Raw genomic sequence first — 20,483 nt, forward strand, 5'->3', positions numbered from 1 at the left:
ATTCGCAATCACTTTTCAATTTTAATCGAAACTATACTTGTTATCTGCAGCTATTTTGTCTGCAATTTGCGTACGGAGAGACGCTATATTTGGCTGATTGTTATACTTCGTGAATCTCTTAAGACCCATTAACATCATTCGCTGTTCATCCCCTTCCGTAAAAGATACGATAGCTTCCTTACCTTTTTGGATAACCGTGTCTACGGCATTGTACAAGTATAACCTGGACATAGCAATTTGCGCGGCCTGATTTTCTTCTCCAAATCGTTTGGCATTTTTTTCAGTTCTAAGGACTGTAGATTCCGCCATATAGATTTCTATTAATATATCTGATGCGGCCAATAATATTTGCTGGTGTTTTTCCAGATCTGTACCAAATTTCTGAACTGCACTTCCTGCAACCATGAGAAATACTTTCTTCAGGCGACCGATAATATCCTTTTCTTCTGAAAAAAGGACCGAGTAATCGGGTGTGTCAAAAGATGGGATTCCTAAAAGTTCTTCGGCTACTTTAGTTGCGGGTCCTAAAAGGTCGACATGGCCCTTCATTGCCTTTTTAACAAGCATACCCACGGCTAACATCCTGTTTATTTCGTTCGTTCCTTCATAAATCCTTGCTATTCGCGCATCTCTCCAGGCCGATTCCATAGGGGTATCTGCACTAAAACCCATTCCGCCAAAGATTTGTATTCCTTCGTCTGTAGTTTGTTGTACATCTTCAGAAACCGCAACCTTCAGGATAGAACATTCAATTGCATATTCCTCAACTCCTTTAAGCTCTGCTTCCTGATGTGAATTGCCTTCTGCCACCCTTATGGCTATCCTTTCTTCAATATTCTTGGCAGCCCTGTAACATGCTGATTCACCGGCATAGGCGTTGGTAGCCATTTGGGCAATTTTAGCTTTAATTGCACCGAACTTTATAATCGGAGTTTTGAATTGAATCCTTTCGTTGGCATAATTTACGGCCTCTCCCAGTACTTTCCTTTGAGCTTCAAGACAAGCGGCGGCTAATTTTATCCTTCCTACATTTAAAGCATTCATTGCTATTTTAAATCCATTGCCGCGTTCAGAGAGCATATTTTCTACCGGAACTTTGGTATCACTAAAAAACACCTGTCGTGTAGAGGAAGAGTGAATGCCCAGTTTTTTTTCTTCATCTCCCAGGGTGATTCCATTTGAAGGATCATTTTCAACTATGAAGCCTGTAATATTTTTATCGTCCTCTATTCTGGCAAAAACAATAAATAACTTACAGAATCCTGCGTTGGAAATCCACATTTTTTGTCCGCTGATATGATAATGTTTCCCATCTTTAGACAGTACTGCCTTGGTTTTTCCAGAATTTGCATCGGAACCAGCTCCGGGTTCGGTAAGACAATACGCCCCAAACCATTCACCTGATGCCAATTTGGGCACATATTTCTTTTTTTGTTCTTCCGTGCCGTAAAGCGTAATAGGCATAGTGCCAATTCCAGTATGTGCTCCGAAGGCTGTGCTGAATGATCCGGTGGCCCCTGAAATATAATCACATACTAACATTGTGGAAACGAATCCCATCCCCATTCCCCCATAGGCTTCGGGAACAGCGACACTTAAAAGACCTAATTCACCTGCTTTTCGCATTGTCTCCTCGGTATAGGCATAATCCTTTTTCTCAAACCTTTCCCAATGCCCCCATAGTTCACGATCTACAAACTCCTTGGTGCTTTCTCGCATCATTTTTTGCTCTTCGGTCAGATCTTCCAGTGTAAATATATCTTCACATTTGGTTTCCTTTACCAAAAACTGACCTCCTCTTAAGATGTCTTTACTAATTGTATCGGTACTCATTTTATCTTATTTTTTACTATTAATTTATAAATTCGAATATCCCTGCCGCGCCCTGGCCGGTTCCTACACACATGGTTACCATTCCATATTTTCCCTTCATTTTACGTTTGCGCATTTCATCAAATAACTGGACAGATAATTTGGCTCCTGTACAACCAAGAGGGTGCCCCAGAGCAATGGCTCCTCCATTTACGTTAACGATATCCTGATTGAGATCAAGCTCCCTTATAACCGCAAGCGATTGCGAAGCAAATGCCTCATTTAGCTCAATCAATGATATGTCCTCCTGTTTCAGGCCTGCCTGCTTTAACGCTTTGGGGATGGCTTTTACAGGCCCTATACCCATGATACGCGGTTCTACGCCTGCAGCGGCATAGTTTGCTAAACGAGCTATAGGCTCTAATTTTAATTCTTTTACCAATTCTTCACTCATAACCATTACAAAAGCTGCTCCATCACTCATTTGTGAAGAATTTCCAGCAGTAACGCTCCCTTTGGCTGCGAAAACAGGTCTTAATTTGGAAAGAACTTCTAATGAGGTATCTGCTCTTGGACCTTCATCTTTTTGTACCGTGTAGCTATTTGTTTCCTTTTTACCTTGAGAATTTACGAAAGTGTGTTCGACTTCAATAGGAACAATTTGGTCCTGGAATTTATTTTCTTTCTGTGCCTTTAAGGCTTTCATATGAGAGTTATAGGCAAAATTATCCTGATCTTCCCTTGAAACATTAAATTGATTGGCAACCGCCTCAGCAGTTAAACCCATGCCCCAATAATAATCTTCATGTCCTTCTTTAGCAATTTCATAATCCGGGGTTGGCTTGTATCCGCCCATTGGAATGTAACTCATGCTTTCAGCGCCTCCGGCTATTATACAATCGGCCATACCGGCCTGTATCTTGGCGGTAGCAATTCCAATAGTTTCCAGTCCGGATGCACAATATCGGTTTACCGTGACCCCGGGAACGTCATCTACCCCAAGGCCCATTAAAGAAATGAGACGTGCCATATTAAGGCCCTGTTCCGCTTCGGGCATTGCATTACCTACAATAACGTCATCAATTCTTTTCTTATCGAGCTGTGGCAATTCGGACATCATATATGAGATAGTCTCAGCCGCCAATTCATCGGGTCTTTTAAAGCGGAATAATCCTTTTGGTGCTTTTCCAACTGCCGTTCTATAAGCTTTAACAATATATGCTGTTTTCATTTTTTTAATTTCTAAGTGGTTTACCTGTTTTTAACATATGCTGAATTCGTTCCAAAGTTTTTCGTTCTGTGCAAAGGGATAGAAAGGCTTCTCTCTCCAAATCCAATAAATATTGTTCGCTAACCAGACTAGATTCTGATAAATCACCTCCTGCCATTACATAAGCTAATTTATCCGCAATTTTCTTGTCGTGTTCACTAATATATTGTCCGGCCTCCATAGAATCTGTACCCACAAGGAACATACCCAATGCTTGTTTACCTAAAACCTTAACGTCCTTTCTTTTAACAGGTTGGGTATAACCTGCATCTGCCATTAGTTTTGCATATGATTTGGCAGTAGCGATCTGCCGGTCTTTATTGACAACAACGATATCCTTGCCTTTTTGAAGGATACCTAAGTCATAAGCTTCATAGGCAGAAGTAGAAACTTTAGCCATCCCAATAGTCAGAAAATATTCCTGTAATACATTTAATTCAACATCATTCTTTCTGAAGGTGTCAGACGCCCTTAGGGCCATTTCTTTAGAACCACCGCCTCCAGGGATAACTCCAACGCCAAATTCCACCAATCCAATATAGGTTTCTGCAGCCGCAACAACTTTATCCGCATGCAGAGATAGCTCACATCCACCTCCAAGGCACATACCATGCGGTGCTGAAATTGTCGGGATAGATGAATATCGCATCCGCATCATGGTATCCTGAAATAATTTTATGGCCATATTCAATTCATCATACTCCTGTTCCACGGCCATCATGAAAATCATTCCAATATTTGCTCCCACAGAAAAATTGGCAGCCTGGTTACCAACCACTAAGCCATGGAAATCTCTTTCGGCCAGATCTATTGCCTTATTTAAACCGGCTAGAACATCTCCACCGATTGTATTCATTTTTGATTGGAATTCTACATTGAGTATTCCATCTCCGAGGTCTTCAATAACTACACCACTATTTTTAAATACCTCATTGGATTTTCTTATGTTATCCAGAATAATAAAGGCATCCTGACCAGGAACTTTCGTCATGATATTTTTAGGGATATCATAAAAGTAGGTAGCTCCATCCTTTACACTATAGAATGAAGAAATCCCTGAATCTTTTAATTGTTCAACCCATGCTGCAGGACTATGGCCTTCATCCGCGATCATTTTTAAACCATTTTCCAAGCCAATGGCGTCCCATATTTGGAAAGGACCGTGTTCCCAGCCAAAGCCGGCCTTCATGGCATTATCTATTTTATATAATTCATCTGATATTTCAGGAATTCGATGAGAAACATAAGCGAAAAGTGCGGCAAAACTTTTGCGGTAAAAATCTCCCGCTTTATCTTTCCCATTTACCAGAATTTTAAAACGATCTATGACATTGTCAATGGGTTTGGTCTTTTCCAGGGTGGCAAAATTCGCTTTCTTTTTTGGTCGGTAATCCATCGATTCCAAATCCAGGGTTAGAATTTCACTTTTGCCCTCTTTTGTCTTTACCTTTTTATAGAAACCCTGTCCCGTTTTACTGCCCAACCATTTATTATCGGACATGGTCCGGATGAATTCCGGTAATTTAAATAGATCATGTCTTTCGTCTTCCGTACAGTTTTCATGAATACCATTGGCAACATGAACAAGCGTATCCAGACCTACAACATCGACCGTTCTAAACGTCGCAGATTTTGGCCTGCCAATTACGGGACCGGTAAGTTTATCAACTTCTTCCACCGTTAACCCTAACTCTTTTACCATGTGAAACAGGCTTTGAATACTGAAAATACCTATTCTATTACCTATAAAAGCAGGAGTATCTTTAGCTATCACGGACGTTTTTCCCAGAAACTTTTCTCCGTAAGCGTTTAAAAAATCAAGCACGGATTGCTTAGTTTTCGGACCGGGAATAATTTCAAAAAGTTTTAAATAGCGAGCGGGATTGAAAAAATGAGTACCACAAAAGTGCTCCTGAAAATCTTCGCTTCTGCCTTCACTCATGAATTTAATAGGGATTCCTGAGGTATTAGAGGTAATTAGTGTGCCCGGACTACGATGTTTTTCAAGATTCTCAAATACTTTTTTCTTAATATCCAAACGCTCTACAACCACCTCAATTATCCAGTCTACTCCACCAACCTTGGCTATGTCGTCTTCCAGATTCCCTGTGCTGATTCTACTCGCAAAAGCCGAATGATAGATAGGTGAAGGTTTTGATTTTAAAGCTGTTGCCAAGGAAGAATTGACAATTCTATTTCTAACTGCCCTATCATTAAGTGTTAACCCTTTTGATTTTTCCTTCTCATTAAGATCTCCGGGAACTATATCAAGTAATAGGACTTCGACGCCAATATTTGCAAAGTGGCAAGCAATTCCACTGCCCATAATACCAGATCCTATGACAGCTACTTTTTTAATGTGCTTATTCATTGATGATAATTATTTAATTTTGAGTTCCTACTGTATATTTTTTTCTCAGATATTAGCCTGTTAATGGTATTTATTACCTCAAAAAAACTGTTTAACTGCGCTTCATTCACATTTTCTTTCACTACCTCATTAAACCGCAATACAACATCTTTAGAATCCTCGCGCTTTTCAAGCCCAAAAGGGGTAAGATGAATTAAAACACCACGACCATCAGCCGGGTTGGGCTTACGCACAATTAGCCCTTTTTCTTCCATACTTTTAAGTATACGGGATAAGCTGGTTGCCTCCATTCCCATTTTAGGTCCCAGGGCAGTAGAAGGAGTACCGGTTTTAGGGTCTATGCTCAATAAGGTAAAGCCTACGGCCATTGTTGTACCAAAATGTTTGGCTTCTTCATTATACATTTTGGCGACAGATTGCCAGGTGGCACGCAGCGCGTAGTCAATAGTAATATCCTTCATAAAATCTTGAATTGTTCTTCAAAGATATAAAAATTTATTATGCATGCATAATAAATTTTTAAGAACCGTTTATTGTTTTTAAAAAGAATTCAACTATAATTTAGAAGTATAAATGCGAAAAACAGGAGGTTTACAGCACTAATGCCCATATATTTGATTATACAGGTCGATATATTTTTCTTTTATAATTTTTCGACGAAGTTTCATAGTAGGGGTAAGGTGGCCAGTGTCAACACCCCAAACATCCGGAGTTAATCTGAACTGTTTAATTTTTTCCCATTTGGCAAATTTTTCATTGGCGTGGTCAACTTCTTCCTGTATCCGGTCCAGAACTTTTTCATTCATCACACTTTCTGCATTGGTTCCAAGCTGGATATCATGTCTGACCCCCCATTCCTTTAAAAATTCAAAGTTAGGCTGTATAAGTGCCGCGGGCATTTTTTCACCTTCACCCACCACCATAATCTGTTCGATAAACCTGGATTGTTTAAATCGGTTTTCCAAAACCTGAGGAGCCACATATTTTCCGCCGGAAGTCTTAAACATTTCTTTCTTGCGATCTGTAATCTTCAGGAAACCATCCGCATCAATTTCCCCTATATCCCCGGTGTGAAAGAAGCCATCTATTAATACTTCTGCACTTTTCTCGGGATCTCTATAATAACCCATCATTACTTGAGGACCCTTAACGCAGATCTCACCATCCGGTGCAATCTTTACCTCAGTACGCCCAATGGGTCTGCCTACTGAACCAATTTTAAAACCGTTATTGCGCATATCATTTACTGATATCACAGGAGAGGTTTCTGTTAAACCATATCCTTCCATAAGGCCCATTTCCGCGGCATTAAAAATCCGGGCTAATCTGGGCTGTAAGGCTGCACTTCCCGAGGCTATAAGGTCAAGATTTCCTCCGAGACCCGCTTTCCATTTACTAAAGATTAGTTTGCGGGCCAGTTTCAGTTGTTTTTCGTAAAACCATCCGTTTTGGCCATAGGGTTCATATCTAAGTCCAAGTTTGACCGCCCAAAAAAACAAGAATTTCTTTATACCTTTTAAATCAGCGCCTTTTGCAATAATTTTATCATAAACCTTTTCTATCAGTCGGGGAACAGCGGTCATTACATGAGGTTCAACCTCTTTTAAATTTTCGCTAATTGTTTCCAGAGATTCAGCAAAATAGATGGCAACACTTCTATACTGGTACAAATACATCAGCATACGTTCATAAATGTGACACACCGGCAGGAAACTTAGCGCCCTAACGGAACCATCGGCAATAGGTAATCTCTCGGAACTTTCCAGTGCATTACTCACTATATTATCGTGGGAAAGCATCACACCTTTTGGTCTTCCGGTAGTTCCTGAAGTGTATATAAGAGTGGCCAGATCTGAAGGCTTTACTTTTTCCTTAAGGCTTTCTACTTCATCCTGGTTGGACTCATCTTCACCTAATTCTAATAATTCCTTCCAATTCTTGCAATCCTTGAGTTGATCAAAAGAATAGATTTCTTTCAAAGAAGGCACCTTACTTTTTACAGCCCTGACTTTCTCATAAACCTCACTGCAGGATACAAAACAGTAAACACATTCAGAATGGTTAAGCACATAAGCATAATCTTCTTCAGATATCGTAGGATATATTGGTACATTTTGGGCTCCCAGTTGCAATATTCCAATATCCATGATATTCCATTCTGTTCTATTAGTCATGGATATTAGAGCAATCTTATCATTGGGTTTTACATTCAACCTTAATAAAGCCCTGCTAATTGTATTGGCTTTATCAATATATTCTTTGGTTGATGTTTCAACCCACTCTCCATCATATTTCGTTATGAGGGAATTCTTTAGGCTAAATTTTTCTAATTGGTAATAAGGAAAATCAAAGAGACGAGTGATATTTTGCATATTAAGTTTCTGAATGGTAATTGCAAAATAAGAAAAGGGAACGGTATTATAAAATGAGATTTCTAAAAAAAGGCTTTATTTTCTAACAAAATCGTAAAAAGTTATGTCAGATAACAAGAATCTGGCGATGGGTGTATTTTGATATTTTTTATTATGACCGAGGCATTATTTTAAGTGAAGTTTCATTCCTTCATGTGATGCAGTGAAACCCAAATTTTCATAAAAATTAAGTGTCGAAGCTCTTTTCTTATCCGTCGTCAGTTGCACAACATGCGCACCTATTTCCTTAGCACGTCCTATAGCCCATTCAAAAAGATCCTTTCCAATTCCTTTATTTCTGTAATTCTCATGAACCCTGACCCCTTCTATTTGGGCTCTTATTCCTCCCTGATACGTCAGATATTGAATAAAACTTAATTGCAAAGTGCCAATAACCATTTCATTGTTATCTATAACGACAACCAGTTCCTGATTGATGTCGCCATCAATATTTTTAAAGGCCTTCAAATAGGTATCAGGTAAAGGTGTTTTGTAGTCTTCTCTTAGTCGGCCTAGTTTATCATTCGCTAAAAGTTGCACAATTGCAGGGACATCCTCCTGTTTGGCTCTCCTTATCGTCATGATGCCGGGGTTGGATTATTAATCCATTTTCTGGCATTAATAAACGCCTCCAGCCAGGGAGATATCTCATCATTAGTATCCTTCGGGTAAAAAGCCCAGTTCCAGGGAAATATAGAGCGTTCTATATGGGGCATGGTTACCAAATGCCTTCCTGTTTTATCACAAATCATTGCCGTGTTGTAATCGCTGCCATTCGGATTGGCGGGATAACCACTATAGCCATATTTGGCCACAATATTATAATTCTCTTCAGCTAAAGGAAGACTAAATTTTCCTTCACCATGAGATATCCATACGCCAAGTGCTGCTCCCGATAGAGAACTCAGCATTACGGAATTATTATCCTCTATCTTCACCGAAGTGAAATTACTTTCGTGTTTATGTGAATCGTTAAAGGTCATTTTACCGTGAATTTCATGTTCAGGATTCACTAATTCCAATTCCATAAAAAGCTGGCATCCATTGCAAATCCCTACCGACAAAGTATCAGGGCGTTTGAAGAAGTTCAGAAGCGACTGACGGGCCTTTTCATTATATTTAAATGCACCTGCCCAGCCTTTGGCACTTCCCAGCACATCTGAATTTGAGAATCCTCCTACGGCACCAATGAATTGTATATTTTCAAGAGTTTCCCTGCCTGAAATAAGATCGGTCATATGTACGTCCTTTACGTCAAATCCGGCAAGGTACATGGCATTGGCCATTTCGCGCTCGGAGTTGCTTCCTTTTTCACGTAAAATTGCCGCTTTAGGGCGTTTTATTTTTTCATTACCCCTTTCTGGATATTTATTTTGGTAGTATTCCGGGAAACTGAAAGTCAGCGGTTGTTTTTTGTAATTTTTATATCTCGATTTAGCCAGGTTACCAGAGCTTTGTTTGGCATCCAGGAGGTAGGATGTTTTGTACCAAATATCACGTAACTCTGCAACACTGAGGTTAATTTCAACATCTTGATTTTTTATATTCAGTTCAGGTTGCGGGTCAACTTTCCCTATTTTTATAAAATCAATACCTGCTTCCTGCATTTTTAATTCTACTGAATCATCTTTGGATTGAAAAACCACAGCGCTATTTTCTGCAAAAAGAAGTTTAACGGTGTCATTTTCTCCGAGACCTGATAGATTCACCGATGCACCCAGATCAATATCGGCAAAACACATCTCCAAAAGTGTAGTTATTAATCCGCCGGAGGCCACATCGTGTCCTGCAATAATTTGTCCCTCACGAATCAGTGCCTGCAATGTGTTGAAGACCTTTGCGACATAGGATGCCTCTCTAATTGTTGGTGCTTTATCGCCAATCGTATTTAGGATTTGTGCAAAAGAGGAACCACCCAACTCAAAGGCGTCACGGGAAATATTAATATAATAAAGACTTCCCATATTTTTTACAAATACAGGTTCTACAACCTTGGTTATATCATTGCAATTTGCTGCTGCTGATATAATTACGGTTCCGGGTGCAATAACTTCTTCATCCTTGTATTTTTGTTTCATGGATAATGAATCCTTTCCCGTTGGAACATTGATTCCAAGTTCAATGGAAAAATCAGAAATGGCTTTTACCGCCTTATACAGCCTGGCGTCTTCTCCTTCGTTTCTACAAGGCCACATCCAGTTTGCCGAAAGGGCGACCGATGCTAAACCGTCTTTCAGAGGTGCCCAAACAATATTTGTAAGGGCCTCGGCAATACTATTCCTGCTTCCTGCAACCGGGTCAATCAACCCACTTATGGGTGAATGACCAATAGAAGTGGCAATACCCTCCCTGCCTTTGAAATCCAATGCCATGACCCCACAATTATTGAGAGGTAGTTGTAAAGGTCCCGCACATTGTTGTTTGGCTACTCTGCCACCCACACAACGGTCTACTTTGTTGGTTAACCAGTCTTTACAGGCAACTGCTTCTAACTGTAAAACTTGCTCGAGATAGTCTTTAAAAAGAGCGGTTTTAAATTTAGTATCTTGATATTTCCGATCTATAGTAATATCATCCATTATGGTTTTCGGGGAGCTGCCAAACATATCCGAAAGCTCGAGGTCCATAGGTTTGATTCCTTTAGTTTCGGATTGAAACGTGAACCTATGGTCCCCTGTGACATCCCCTACATCATAAATAGGAGATCGTTCACGGTCCGCAATTCTGTGCAATAAACTCATATTTTCGGTTCCCATGACCAAACCCATGCGTTCCTGAGATTCGTTTCCAATTATTTCCTTGGCTGACAAAGTTGGATCGCCAATAGGGAGTTTATCCAGATTAATGATACCGCCGGTTTCCTCCACTAGTTCAGATAAACAGTTTAAATGCCCGCCAGCTCCGTGATCATGAATTGAAACTATTGGATTTTCTTCACTTTCCACAAGGCCCCGAATGGCATTGGCCGCACGTTTTTGCATTTCCGGGTTGGACCTTTGTACCGCATTCAATTCTATCGCCGAACTAAATTCTCCGGTATCGGCGCTCGATACTGCTGCACCACCCATCCCAATGCGATAGTTGTCCCCGCCGAGTATAACAATTTTATCTCCTTTTTTAGGTATATCTTTCAGGGCCTGGTTGGCCTTGCCATAACCAATGCCCCCTGCGAGCATAATTACCTTGTCATACCCCAATTTTCTGGAGTGCTCTTCATGTTCAAAGGTCAGTAAAGATCCTGAAATCAATGGTTGTCCAAATTTGTTACCGAAATCGGAAGCCCCATTGGAAGCTTTTATAAGAATATCCATAGGAGTTTGATATAACCAGGGTCTTTCCTCCATTTTATGTTCCCATGGCCTGTTTTCTTCCAGTCGGGAATAAGAGGTCATGTATACCGCCGTACCGGCAATGGGGAGTGAACCTTTACCTCCTGCAAGGCGATCTCTGATCTCACCCCCTGAGCCTGTAGCTGCTCCATTAAAAGGCTCCACTGTGGTAGGAAAGTTGTGGGTCTCGGCTTTAAGTGAAATAACGGAATCAAATTCGCTTTCCTGATAAAAATCCGGTTTATCTGAGGTTTTTGGGGCAAATTGAAACACCCTGGGACCTTTAACAAATGCTACATTATCCTTGTAAGCAGATACAATTTCATTAGGATTTTCCTTAGCTGTTTTTTTTATTAGTTTGAAGAGTGAAGAAGGCATCTCTTTGCCATCAATAACAAATGTCCCATTAAAAATTTTATGCCTGCAATGCTCAGAATTTACCTGACTGAAACCAAAGACTTCAGAATCGGTTAATTTCCTGCCTATTTTAGTTGATAAGCCTTCGAGATATTCTACTTCATCCTGACTAAGGGCCAGGCCTTCTTTTTCATTGTATTCTGAAATATTTTCGATTTCAAGAATAGGATGAGGCACTACTTCAATATTAAAAACATCCTGATCTAATCCCGGATACTTTTGTGAAAGCATAGGATCAAACTCCATGAAGTCTTCACCCACCGTTGTAAATTCTTCTATTCTGATTATCCCGGTAATACCCATGTTCTGCGTTATTTCTGTTGCATTGGTACTCCAGGGTGTTATCATAGCCGCTCTGGGGCCAACAAAAAAGGCGTCAATAGACGCCGCATTTATTTTAGGTTGATTTCCAAATAACCAGCTGAGTTTCTCAATATCATTTGTAGAAAGTTCGTGGTTAGATTGTACTGCAAAAACTTTACCGCTGGGATCTCCAAAGAAATGAATCATGGAATATATTACATATTAGGTTCATGAAAGCACAAATTTACATTAATAATATGGGTTTTTTTTGGAGAATAGTTAACAGTTTTCAAATGAAATTGTTCATTACTTCCTTGTCATTCGGGCCATGTAGAAACCATCAAACCCACTTTCTGAGGCATAAATAGTTTTTTCTTTTTCCAAAGAGAATACGCTGCCTTCCTCAGATGCAAAAAATTGTTTTACTTGTTCCGAATTTTCCTGTGGCAGGATGGAGCAGGTAACATAGATAAGTTTGCCATTTTCTTTGACCATTTTACTGTAGGTTCTCAATATTTCCTGCTGGACTTTCGTAATCTTGGTCAGAAATTCTGGCTGTAACTTCCACTTGGCATCCGGATTGCGCCTTAATACCCCCAGGCCGGTGCAAGGCGCATCAATAAGAACTCTATCTGCACTGGAGTATAATTTCTTGTAGATTTTGCTGCTACTAATAAGCCGTGTTTCAATATTATGTGCCCCGGCCCTTTTCGCTCTTCGCTTTAGTTCCTTTAATTTATTACCATAAATATCAAGAGCAATCAGCTGACCTTTATTCTGCATAAGAGCAGCCAAATGCAAAGTTTTACCACCTGCTCCTGCACATGCATCTATCACCCGCAATCCCGGTTCTGCCTGTGTAAAGGTTCCAACCTTTTGAGAGGAGGCATCCTGGACTTCAAAAAAGCCATCTGCGAAAGCCTTAGTTTTAAACACATTAGTTCGTTCTTTTAGTACTAGTGCATCCGCATAACCCTCAATTGGATCTGTCCCAATACCCTCATCCATTAGAATAGTTCTTAATTTGGGTTTAGTTGTTTTTAGTGTATTGGTCCTTAGTATTACCTGAGCCTGCTTGTTTAATGCTGCAATTTCCTTTGTCCATAACTCCTCACCCAAGGAATCTGCCCCTAAATCATCCATCCAGTCCGGAATAGATTCCCTGAATTTCCTAATTTTAGAAAGTTCATCATACCTTCCTTTGATTCGCCTGGCAGGAGTGTCCTCTATCTGCTTCCAATCGGGTAGTTGAATTCCCCTGAGCACCGCCCATACAGCAAATAGCCTGAATAGATTTGGTCTGGAATAGGGAGCACCAACTTCAGCAATTTCCGAATAAAGTCGTTTCCAGCGGACTATATCATAGGTGGTTTCGGCAATAAAACCCCTGTCTCTGGAACCCCATCTTTTATCAAGTTTCAGGGTTTTTTCAACCACTTTGTCTGCATACTCACTTTCATTAAATATGAGGTTAAGTGCATCTATCACAGCAAATACCAAATTTCTATGTAACCGCATCTGTAAAAATTAGGTGGCAAAGGTATTGCTTTTAATTTTTAACCAACCAATCTAAACTCAGCAACTAAACCAAACCTTTGGAGAATTTTTGAGTAAGCCAATATAGGCCATCAGCAATGGAGATTGATTCAACAAATAGTAAGATTCGTTCTTTGTTATGGATGTAAAAGCACTATTCTTCCTAAATTTACATATGCGATATATAATTTTGGTTACATCTTTATTTTTACTTCTCTCGTGCAATACACCGGAGAAGAGGCCTTTTTTTTCAGAAGTGGATATAGAGGTTCTTTATAAAGATTCTCTGAGTTTCCGCGCCATTGAACTAATGGGTGGAAGTTTGGGCTTTGCCGCCAACAAAGGTGTTTTTGGTACAATTGACCTGCAAACAAAGACCGTAAGGACAAATATCCAGAAGTATGACACTCTTCTTCCTGAATTTCGTTCAATAGCACATACCTCTACAGATTTTTTTATGCTCTCTGTTTCTGATCCCGCTTTATTATATAAAACGGGGGATAAGGGAAGCATGGAATTGGTTTATACAGAAGTCGGGGAGGGCGTTTTTTATGATGCTATGGCTTTTTGGAATGATAAAGAGGGTATAGCCATAGGGGATAAGACAGGAGATTGTCTTTCTATAATAATCACCCGAGATGGGGGTTATAGCTGGAATAAACTCTCTTGCACCCAATTACCCGAAGCGACTGAAGGGGAAGGAGCTTTTGCAGCGAGTAACACGAATATTGCAATCCAGGGTGATAAAGCGTGGATAGGAACATCTAAAGGGCGGATATTATATACAGCAGATAAAGGGTTGTCATGGGATGTTATCCAAAGTCCCATGAAAAGCGATAAGCCTACCCAGGGTATCTATTCTTTGGATTTTGAAGATGAATTATTAGGAATAGCCATAGGCGGGGATTATACAGATCCGAATATGCGTTCGGCAAACAAGATGATCAGCAGGGATGGTGGAATAAGTTGGGAGTTAATTGCGGATAATAAGGAACCCGGCTACAAGAGCTGTATAAGGTTTGTCCCTAATTCTGATGGAAAGGAGATTGTTGCAATTGGATTTACGGGAATATCGTATTCCAGTGATATGGGGGCAAACTGGAAAAGTATTTCGGATGAAGGATTCTACACAATACGTTTCCAGAATGATTCTGTGGCCTATGCTGCAGGAGCAAACAGAATTGCTAAACTTACTTTTAAGTAAAAAGGGAAGTTTAAAAACTTCCCTTTATCATCACCAACAACCTGATATATATTGTAATTACCAAATCAAAACCATACGAACTAAACATTCACTACAATATATTTCTTGCCTTGTTTCTTATAATAAACCCCATTGTAGGTATGATACTTTATCCCCCGGTAAACGACAACCTTATTTCCCCTGGGAAGATGCCTTACTTTTATCCCAACAGGAGCTGCGCATACCACATATTTTCTACCTCTTGCTTTGTACCAAATACCGTTGGCGAAATGAAAATTCACGCCCTTATGTACAATAATCCTGGGCTTTTGTAAGGTTGTAACAACTGTACCGTACTTAGGGTACACTCTTACGGTGCGCTGCGCATTTACAGTTGAAGTCGTACCAGCCAAAAAAATAAGAATTACCAATAGTTTTAAACTTTTCATAACTAATTTATTTATTGATTATAGTGCTAAGACTATTATTTAAAGTAAAGGTTTAATTGAAATTGAAAATTTATTGGGATTATTTAAATTCTTTGATTTCCGGAAACAGTTATTTCTTATTTTTTTCAATAAAAAAAGGAAACCAAAAGGTTTCCTCATGTCTTCGCAATCCATCTATAATTTATCTACCTCCTTGTCGCCTTTGCTGAATTTGTTTTAAAAGTCGTTTCTTAAAGTCTTCTTCCGCCTTAATCAATAGAAAGGTCTTTTTAGGTGAAATAACTTCCCGAATATTGGACAGGAAAAGTATATTGAGTTCTTGTTTCTCACGCTCCAGTCCAATTAGCTGATCCAAAAGTTTACTGGCTTCATTCTCACTTAAATTATCAAAATCTGCCATTTTACTTCTTATATCAACACGCTCCTTTCTGCGGATTTGGGCCAGTGCCTGCTCATGCTCATTGTAAACGGGCCAGAACATAGTAGCCTCCTGACTGCTAAGGCCCACCCTTTCAGTGATAAATGCAACTTTTAGGGATTTAATTTTATCCATTCCGGGCCTGCCTTGACCTGACATTACTGCAACTGTCAAAAAAAGTAGCGTAAACACCCATATTTTGCCGAAATTATTCATCGATCTCTAAATTTAATTCATCAATATCTTCAATATTATCCTCAAGGTAATCCATAATGTTTTCATCATCCAGATTATCATTCATTTCAGTATCCAAAAAATTGTTTATTTCCAAATCTTCTTCCAGAATCACCTCTGCCAGTTCATAACTGCTCAATCCAAATTGGTTGTCTTCAAGATAATATTCTATGTCTGTTTCAGCCAGATCATCAAAAGTAAAATCAACGGTATTCTTCCATTCAAGACTTATTACCAATAATAGAATGGCCGCCACAGAAGCCGCAGCATAAAAGTACTTCCTGTAAGATTTAAGTCTTATAACTCCGGTTTCTTTTTTAGCGACTTTTTCTGCTATTTCCTTAGGCAAATTTTCAAAATAGTTTTCAGGTACTTTGAATCCACCTTTATCAGGAAGATTTGAAGTCTCTTTGGACAATTTATCCATAAGATCATCTGTCAATCCTTCAAAGTACCCTTCCGGGGCTTTAAAACCGCTATTTTTTCTTTTTGCACCCATTCTTATGGTTTGACTCCTAATTTAATAAAAGGTTTAATACCTGCATTCTCCAATAACTTAAATAAAAGCCGGACATATAACCTAATTAATAGTATTATTCTTCATCCTTTAAACTGGCTTCAATTTTCTTAACTGCCAAATGATAAGACGCTTTTAAACCGCCTACAGAGGTTTCTAAGATCTCTGATATTTCATCGTACTTCAACTCTTCAAAATACTTCATGTTAAAAACCAATTTCTGCTTTTCCGGTAATAATGCAATGGCCTTTTGTAACTTCAATTGTATGTCATCACCTTCGAAATAAACATCAGCCTGTAAATTATTTGCCATCCGTTCATGTAACTCGTCATTGCTGACCCCTAATTTTTTGGATTTTACCTTTAGGAAGGTCAGTGCTTCATTGGTCGCAATCCTGTACATCCAGGAATACAATTTACTATCTCCTTTAAAGTTATCAATATTTCGAAAAACTTTAATAAAGGTGTTCTGCAAAACATCATCAGTATCGTCATGATTTAGCACAATTCTCCTGATATGCCAATACAGACGTTCTTTGTAAGTGTTAATAAGCACTTCAAAGGCCTTGGCCTGCGTATCTTTATGCTTTAAATTCTCTATTAAGGTTTCTTCAACTATCAAAGCAATTGCTTATTTGTTTAAGACTGCATTTCATAGAAAAGGTTTAATTGTATATTCGAATCAGATTACTCCTAAAGTTTGCATATCTACGAGATTTTTGTAAACCCCGCTTGTTTTAAGCAATTCGAGATGGGATCCCTGCTCTACTATCTTACCTTTTTGCAAAACAACAATTTTATCCGCGTTTTGTATAGTTGACAGCCTATGGGCAATAACAATAGAAGTGCGGTTGCGCATCATTTTTTCAAGCGCATCCTGCACCAGCCGTTCACTTTCTGTATCCAATGCTGAAGTAGCCTCGTCCATTATCATTACAGGCGGGTTCTTTAGAACTGCCCTCGCAATTGAAAGTCGTTGCTTTTGGCCACCGCTAAGCTTATTGCCACTATCTCCAATATTCGTGTCGTAACCCATTGGTAATTCCATAATAAAATCATGGGCATTGGCAATTTTAGCGGCAGCTTCAATTTCCTCATCGCTGGCACCATCTTTTCCAAGGCCAATATTTTTTTTCACGGTATCATTAAAGAGTATCGAATCTTGTGTAACCAGGCCAATAAGATCCCTGAGTGATTTCTTGGTTAGGTCTTTAATATTAGTTTCATCAATTGTAATCTCGCCTTCATTTATATCATAAAACCTGGTAACCAGGTTAGCGATCGTACTTTTACCGCTGCCCGATTGGCCCACCAAAGCAACCGTTTGACCTTTCGGGACATAAAGATTGAAATTTTGCAAAACGTATTCATCCTCATATTTGAACGAAACATTTTTTAATTCAATGCCGCTTGTGAAATCAGTTTTTATCCGGGCATCGTGCTTTTCGCTTATCGGATTTTTTGTCTCAAGGACTTCCAAAATACGTTCGGCCGCAGAATTTCCTTTTTTAACTCCGTATAACGCTTTACTAATTTGTTTAGCGGGCGTGAGGATGTTGTATGCCAATCCCATATATGCAATAAATTCAGAAGCTCCCAGGGTTTTATCTATCAATACCATTTTTCCCCCAAACCATAATAGGACTCCAATTACCAGGATACCTAAAAACTCCCCAACAGGAGATGCCAGATTTTGTCTGTTGAGTAAACTATTTGAAAATTTAAAAAAACGTGCAGTAGAATTTTGAAACGTATTGTAGAATTTTGATTCTGCATTGAATGCTTTGATTACCCTAAGACCACCAAGTGTTTCTTCCAGTATGGAAAGGAATTCACCCTGTTCCTTCTGCACCTTATCTGAATTCTTTTTAAGTGATTTCCCTATTCTGGAAATTATCATACCCGCTATCGGAATAAAGATGAAGACAAACAGGGTAAGTTTAACACTAATTATAAACATGACGCTGATAGTGAAGATGATCGTTAGAGGTTCTCTAACAATCAATTCCAGAATCGATAAAAAGGAATATTGAATTTCAAGAACATCTGATGAAATTCTGGCTATGACATCGCCTTTCCTTTTCTCCGAATAGTAGGAGAGAGGGAGATCTACAATTTTTTGGTACATCGCGTTCCGAACATCTTTTAAGACCCCATTTCTCAAAAATGTTATGAAATACATGGCCAGATAGTTAAAGATATTTTTAAATAGAAAAAGAATAAGTACCAGGCCAATAACCAATAACAAGCCTTTCATTTCGTCGTTGCCTGAGAAGGCCGTAACCTTAAAATTTAAATAGTCCTGTAAATAGTTTTTTAAACTTCCAAAACCATTATAGGTCGGAGCCACATATACTTTTTTTGCTTTATCAAAAAGTACATCCAGCATGGGAATAAGGGCGGCAAAAGAAAGTGCACTAAAAAGGGCATAAAGAATATTAAAAAAAACATTTAATAATCCGTACCTGCGATACGGGATTGCAAAACGCAGGATTTTCTTGAAATAATCCATCAATGAAGCTTCAGTTCTGTAAGAATCTTTTCTATTTGAGCATCCAGCTCTTTATCCACCTTATCAAAGTTTTCTGCAGCATCCAGTTTTGTATTTATACTAAAGTAAAATTTAATTTTAGGTTCGGTACCACTGGGTCTGGCAGCCATTCTTGTTCCATCCTCAGTGGTATATATTAAGACATTGGATTTAGGGATATCAATCGGAGTTACCTCGGCTGTGATTAAGTTTTTGGAAGTTGAGGTATTGTAATCATCGATTTTTACCACCTTCGCCCCACCAATAGATTTCACCGGATTCTCTTTAAAATCTTTCATCATTTTACTTATCTCTTCCGCGCCGCTCATTCCTTTTTTGGTAAGAGAAATCAATTTTTCCTTATAAAAACCGAACTTTACATAACAGTCTATAAGTTGTTTGTAAAAAGAGCTGCCTTCAGCTTTAGCATTCGAAGCAATTTCACAGGCAAGTAAAGTAGCCGTAACCGCATCCTTGTCTCTGACAAAATCTCCTACCATGTAACCGAAACTTTCTTCACCTCCGCCGATAAAATATTGATCTGGAAAATCTTTGATCATTTTGGCAATCCATTTAAAGCCTGTCAATGCTGTTTTGCATTCTACGCCATAACTATTGGCCATTTCATCCATCATTGGTGTAGAAACTATCGTTGTAGCTATAAATTCATTACCGGTTAAGCCTTTCTTTACCCGTTGATCAAGCAAAAATTTGGTCATCAAAACCATGGTTTGATTTCCATTTAATAATTCCATTTTGCCCTCGGGGTTTCTTACTGCAATTCCTAACCTATCGCTATCCGGGTCTGTTCCCACAACCATATCGGCCCCAATTTCTTCTGCTTTTTTCATGGCCAGGGTTAGTGCTTCCGGCTCTTCCGGATTCGGTGATTGCACCGTTGGAAAATTGCCATCGGGAACGGCCTGTTCTTCAATAATGGTCACATTATTATAACCGGCACGTTTTAAAACTTCCGGGATAACCGTAATTGAAGTGCCGTGCAATGACGTGAAAACTATTTTAAAATTATCCTTTCCTTTCGCTTCAAAGCTACCGTTTTTTACAGAAGCTTCAATGAAAGCCTCATCAACTTCATGGTCTATCAAGTCTATTAAACCCGGATTGGCTTCAAAATTAATTTCCTCATAGTTTAGCCGATTTATCTCTTCAATGATCTCATGATCCTGAGGAGGCACAATTTGTCCGCCATCGGACCAATAAACCTTATATCCGTTATACTCTGGCGGATTATGTGAGGCTGTTAAAACTATTCCTGCCTTGCAATCTAAATGTCTTACGGCAAAAGAAAGTTCCGGAGTTGTTCGTAATTCTGAGAAAAGAAACACTTTTATACCATTTGCTGAAAATACATTGGCGACTGTCCTGGCCAGGGTATCACTGTTATGTCTGCAGTCGTAAGCTATGACTACTTTTAAATTTTCGCCGGGATATATTCTTTTCAGATAGTTACTTAACCCTTGTGTACTTTTACCTAATGTATATTTATTTATCCTATTTGTTCCAACTCCCATAATACCCCGCATACCTCCGGTACCGAATTCCATATTTTTATAGAACCTGTCTTTGAGATCTTCAGGGTCATTTGTTATTAGATCCTGAATTTCCTTTTTGACTTCAGGATCAAAAAAGTCGGTTTGCCAGGCTTGGGCATTGGAAAGAATATCATCCATGGATACGGAATT

Annotated in this window: 15 protein-coding genes; 1 reads left to right on the forward strand and 14 read right to left on the reverse strand. The window is 39.1% G+C overall.

The window, feature by feature from the left end; genetic code table 11:
- Positions 1-21: 21 nt before the first annotated feature.
- The 8 genes from Q0X77_RS01250 to Q0X77_RS01285 all read right to left on the reverse strand — a co-directional run bounded on the left by Q0X77_RS01250 (position 22) and on the right by Q0X77_RS01285 (position 13,431).
- Positions 22-1,833 carry an acyl-CoA dehydrogenase family protein gene (locus tag Q0X77_RS01250; RefSeq protein ID WP_297792055.1) on the reverse strand — a complete coding sequence of 604 codons (1,812 nt, stop codon included), beginning with the start codon at positions 1,831-1,833 and terminating at the stop codon, positions 22-24.
- A gap of 19 nt (positions 1,834-1,852) precedes the next feature.
- Positions 1,853-3,043 (reverse strand): acetyl-CoA C-acyltransferase, encoded by a 1,191-nt coding sequence (locus Q0X77_RS01255; RefSeq protein WP_297792057.1) that lies wholly within the window; start codon positions 3,041-3,043, stop codon positions 1,853-1,855.
- Between the two features lie 4 nt (positions 3,044-3,047).
- On the reverse strand, positions 3,048-5,453 hold the full coding sequence (locus tag Q0X77_RS01260) for a 3-hydroxyacyl-CoA dehydrogenase/enoyl-CoA hydratase family protein (RefSeq protein ID WP_297792059.1): 2,406 nt from the start codon (positions 5,451-5,453) through the stop codon (positions 3,048-3,050).
- A complete protein-coding gene (locus tag Q0X77_RS01265; protein WP_297792061.1) occupies positions 5,450-5,914 on the reverse strand; it encodes a MarR family transcriptional regulator in 465 nt (154 codons plus the stop codon). Before Q0X77_RS01265 ends, Q0X77_RS01260 begins: the two co-directional genes overlap by 4 nt.
- A 138-nt stretch (positions 5,915-6,052) precedes the next feature.
- A complete protein-coding gene (locus Q0X77_RS01270; protein WP_297792063.1) occupies positions 6,053-7,825 on the reverse strand; it encodes a long-chain fatty acid--CoA ligase in 1,773 nt (590 codons plus the stop codon).
- Between the two features lie 165 nt (positions 7,826-7,990).
- On the reverse strand, positions 7,991-8,446 hold the full coding sequence (locus tag Q0X77_RS01275) for a GNAT family N-acetyltransferase (RefSeq protein WP_297792065.1): 456 nt from the start codon (positions 8,444-8,446) through the stop codon (positions 7,991-7,993).
- Positions 8,443-12,120 carry a phosphoribosylformylglycinamidine synthase gene (gene purL / locus Q0X77_RS01280; protein WP_297792067.1) on the reverse strand — a complete coding sequence of 1,226 codons (3,678 nt, stop codon included), beginning with the start codon at positions 12,118-12,120 and terminating at the stop codon, positions 8,443-8,445. The genes Q0X77_RS01275 and purL overlap by 4 nt, the downstream gene beginning before the upstream one ends.
- A 99-nt stretch (positions 12,121-12,219) precedes the next feature.
- Positions 12,220-13,431, reverse strand: coding sequence for an RsmB/NOP family class I SAM-dependent RNA methyltransferase (locus tag Q0X77_RS01285; RefSeq protein ID WP_297792069.1), 1,212 nt, complete (start codon positions 13,429-13,431; stop codon positions 12,220-12,222).
- A gap of 193 nt (positions 13,432-13,624) precedes the next feature.
- Between Q0X77_RS01285 and Q0X77_RS01290 the strand changes: the two genes are divergently transcribed.
- Positions 13,625-14,653 (forward strand): oxidoreductase, encoded by a 1,029-nt coding sequence (locus Q0X77_RS01290; protein WP_297792071.1) that lies wholly within the window; start codon positions 13,625-13,627, stop codon positions 14,651-14,653.
- 80 nt (positions 14,654-14,733) lie between these two features.
- Here Q0X77_RS01290 and Q0X77_RS01295 read toward each other — a convergent pair whose 3' ends face one another.
- From Q0X77_RS01295 to Q0X77_RS01320, 6 genes are all read right to left on the reverse strand, one after another.
- A complete protein-coding gene (locus Q0X77_RS01295) occupies positions 14,734-15,081 on the reverse strand; it encodes a DUF6515 family protein (protein WP_297792073.1) in 348 nt (115 codons plus the stop codon).
- A gap of 181 nt (positions 15,082-15,262) precedes the next feature.
- Complete coding sequence (locus Q0X77_RS01300; protein ID WP_297792075.1) at positions 15,263-15,715, reverse strand: hypothetical protein; 453 nt, start codon at positions 15,713-15,715, stop codon at positions 15,263-15,265.
- A complete protein-coding gene (locus Q0X77_RS01305; RefSeq protein ID WP_297792078.1) occupies positions 15,708-16,232 on the reverse strand; it encodes a hypothetical protein in 525 nt (174 codons plus the stop codon). Before Q0X77_RS01305 ends, Q0X77_RS01300 begins: the two co-directional genes overlap by 8 nt.
- 94 nt (positions 16,233-16,326) lie before the next feature.
- The gene (locus tag Q0X77_RS01310) at positions 16,327-16,872 is read right to left on the reverse strand and encodes an RNA polymerase sigma factor (protein ID WP_297792079.1); all 546 of its coding nucleotides are present in this window, start codon (positions 16,870-16,872) and stop codon (positions 16,327-16,329) included.
- Positions 16,873-16,932: 60 nt separating this feature from the next.
- Positions 16,933-18,762, reverse strand: coding sequence for an ABC transporter ATP-binding protein (locus Q0X77_RS01315; protein ID WP_297792082.1), 1,830 nt, complete (start codon positions 18,760-18,762; stop codon positions 16,933-16,935).
- Positions 18,762-20,471 carry a phospho-sugar mutase gene (locus Q0X77_RS01320; protein WP_297792084.1) on the reverse strand — a complete coding sequence of 570 codons (1,710 nt, stop codon included), beginning with the start codon at positions 20,469-20,471 and terminating at the stop codon, positions 18,762-18,764. Before Q0X77_RS01320 ends, Q0X77_RS01315 begins: the two co-directional genes overlap by 1 nt.
- Positions 20,472-20,483: the final 12 nt, after the last annotated feature.

It is taken from the genome of uncultured Eudoraea sp. (genome assembly GCF_947258925.1).
Classification (GTDB): domain Bacteria; phylum Bacteroidota; class Bacteroidia; order Flavobacteriales; family Flavobacteriaceae; genus Eudoraea.

Bases quoted from the DNA above. Each gene is read 5' to 3' on its own strand.
- Q0X77_RS01250 (WP_297792055.1), bottom strand. From the start codon at position 1,833: ATGAGTACCGATACAATTAGTAAAGACATCTTAAGAGGAGGTCAGTTT.
- Q0X77_RS01255 (WP_297792057.1), bottom strand. From the start codon at position 3,043: ATGAAAACAGCATATATTGTTAAAGCTTATAGAACGGCAGTTGGAAAA.
- Q0X77_RS01260 (WP_297792059.1), bottom strand. From the start codon at position 5,453: ATGAATAAGCACATTAAAAAAGTAGCTGTCATAGGATCTGGTATTATG.
- Q0X77_RS01265 (WP_297792061.1), bottom strand. From the start codon at position 5,914: ATGAAGGATATTACTATTGACTACGCGCTGCGTGCCACCTGGCAATCT.
- Q0X77_RS01270 (WP_297792063.1), bottom strand. From the start codon at position 7,825: ATGCAAAATATCACTCGTCTCTTTGATTTTCCTTATTACCAATTAGAA.
- Q0X77_RS01275 (WP_297792065.1), bottom strand. From the start codon at position 8,446: ATGACGATAAGGAGAGCCAAACAGGAGGATGTCCCTGCAATTGTGCAA.
- purL (WP_297792067.1), bottom strand. From the start codon at position 12,120: ATGATTCATTTCTTTGGAGATCCCAGCGGTAAAGTTTTTGCAGTACAA.
- Q0X77_RS01285 (WP_297792069.1), bottom strand. From the start codon at position 13,431: ATGCGGTTACATAGAAATTTGGTATTTGCTGTGATAGATGCACTTAAC.
- Q0X77_RS01290 (WP_297792071.1), top strand. From the start codon at position 13,625: ATGCGATATATAATTTTGGTTACATCTTTATTTTTACTTCTCTCGTGC.
- Q0X77_RS01295 (WP_297792073.1), bottom strand. From the start codon at position 15,081: ATGAAAAGTTTAAAACTATTGGTAATTCTTATTTTTTTGGCTGGTACG.
- Q0X77_RS01300 (WP_297792075.1), bottom strand. From the start codon at position 15,715: ATGAATAATTTCGGCAAAATATGGGTGTTTACGCTACTTTTTTTGACA.
- Q0X77_RS01305 (WP_297792078.1), bottom strand. From the start codon at position 16,232: ATGGGTGCAAAAAGAAAAAATAGCGGTTTTAAAGCCCCGGAAGGGTAC.
- Q0X77_RS01315 (WP_297792082.1), bottom strand. From the start codon at position 18,762: ATGGATTATTTCAAGAAAATCCTGCGTTTTGCAATCCCGTATCGCAGG.
- Q0X77_RS01320 (WP_297792084.1), bottom strand. From the start codon at position 20,471: ATGGATGATATTCTTTCCAATGCCCAAGCCTGGCAAACCGACTTTTTT.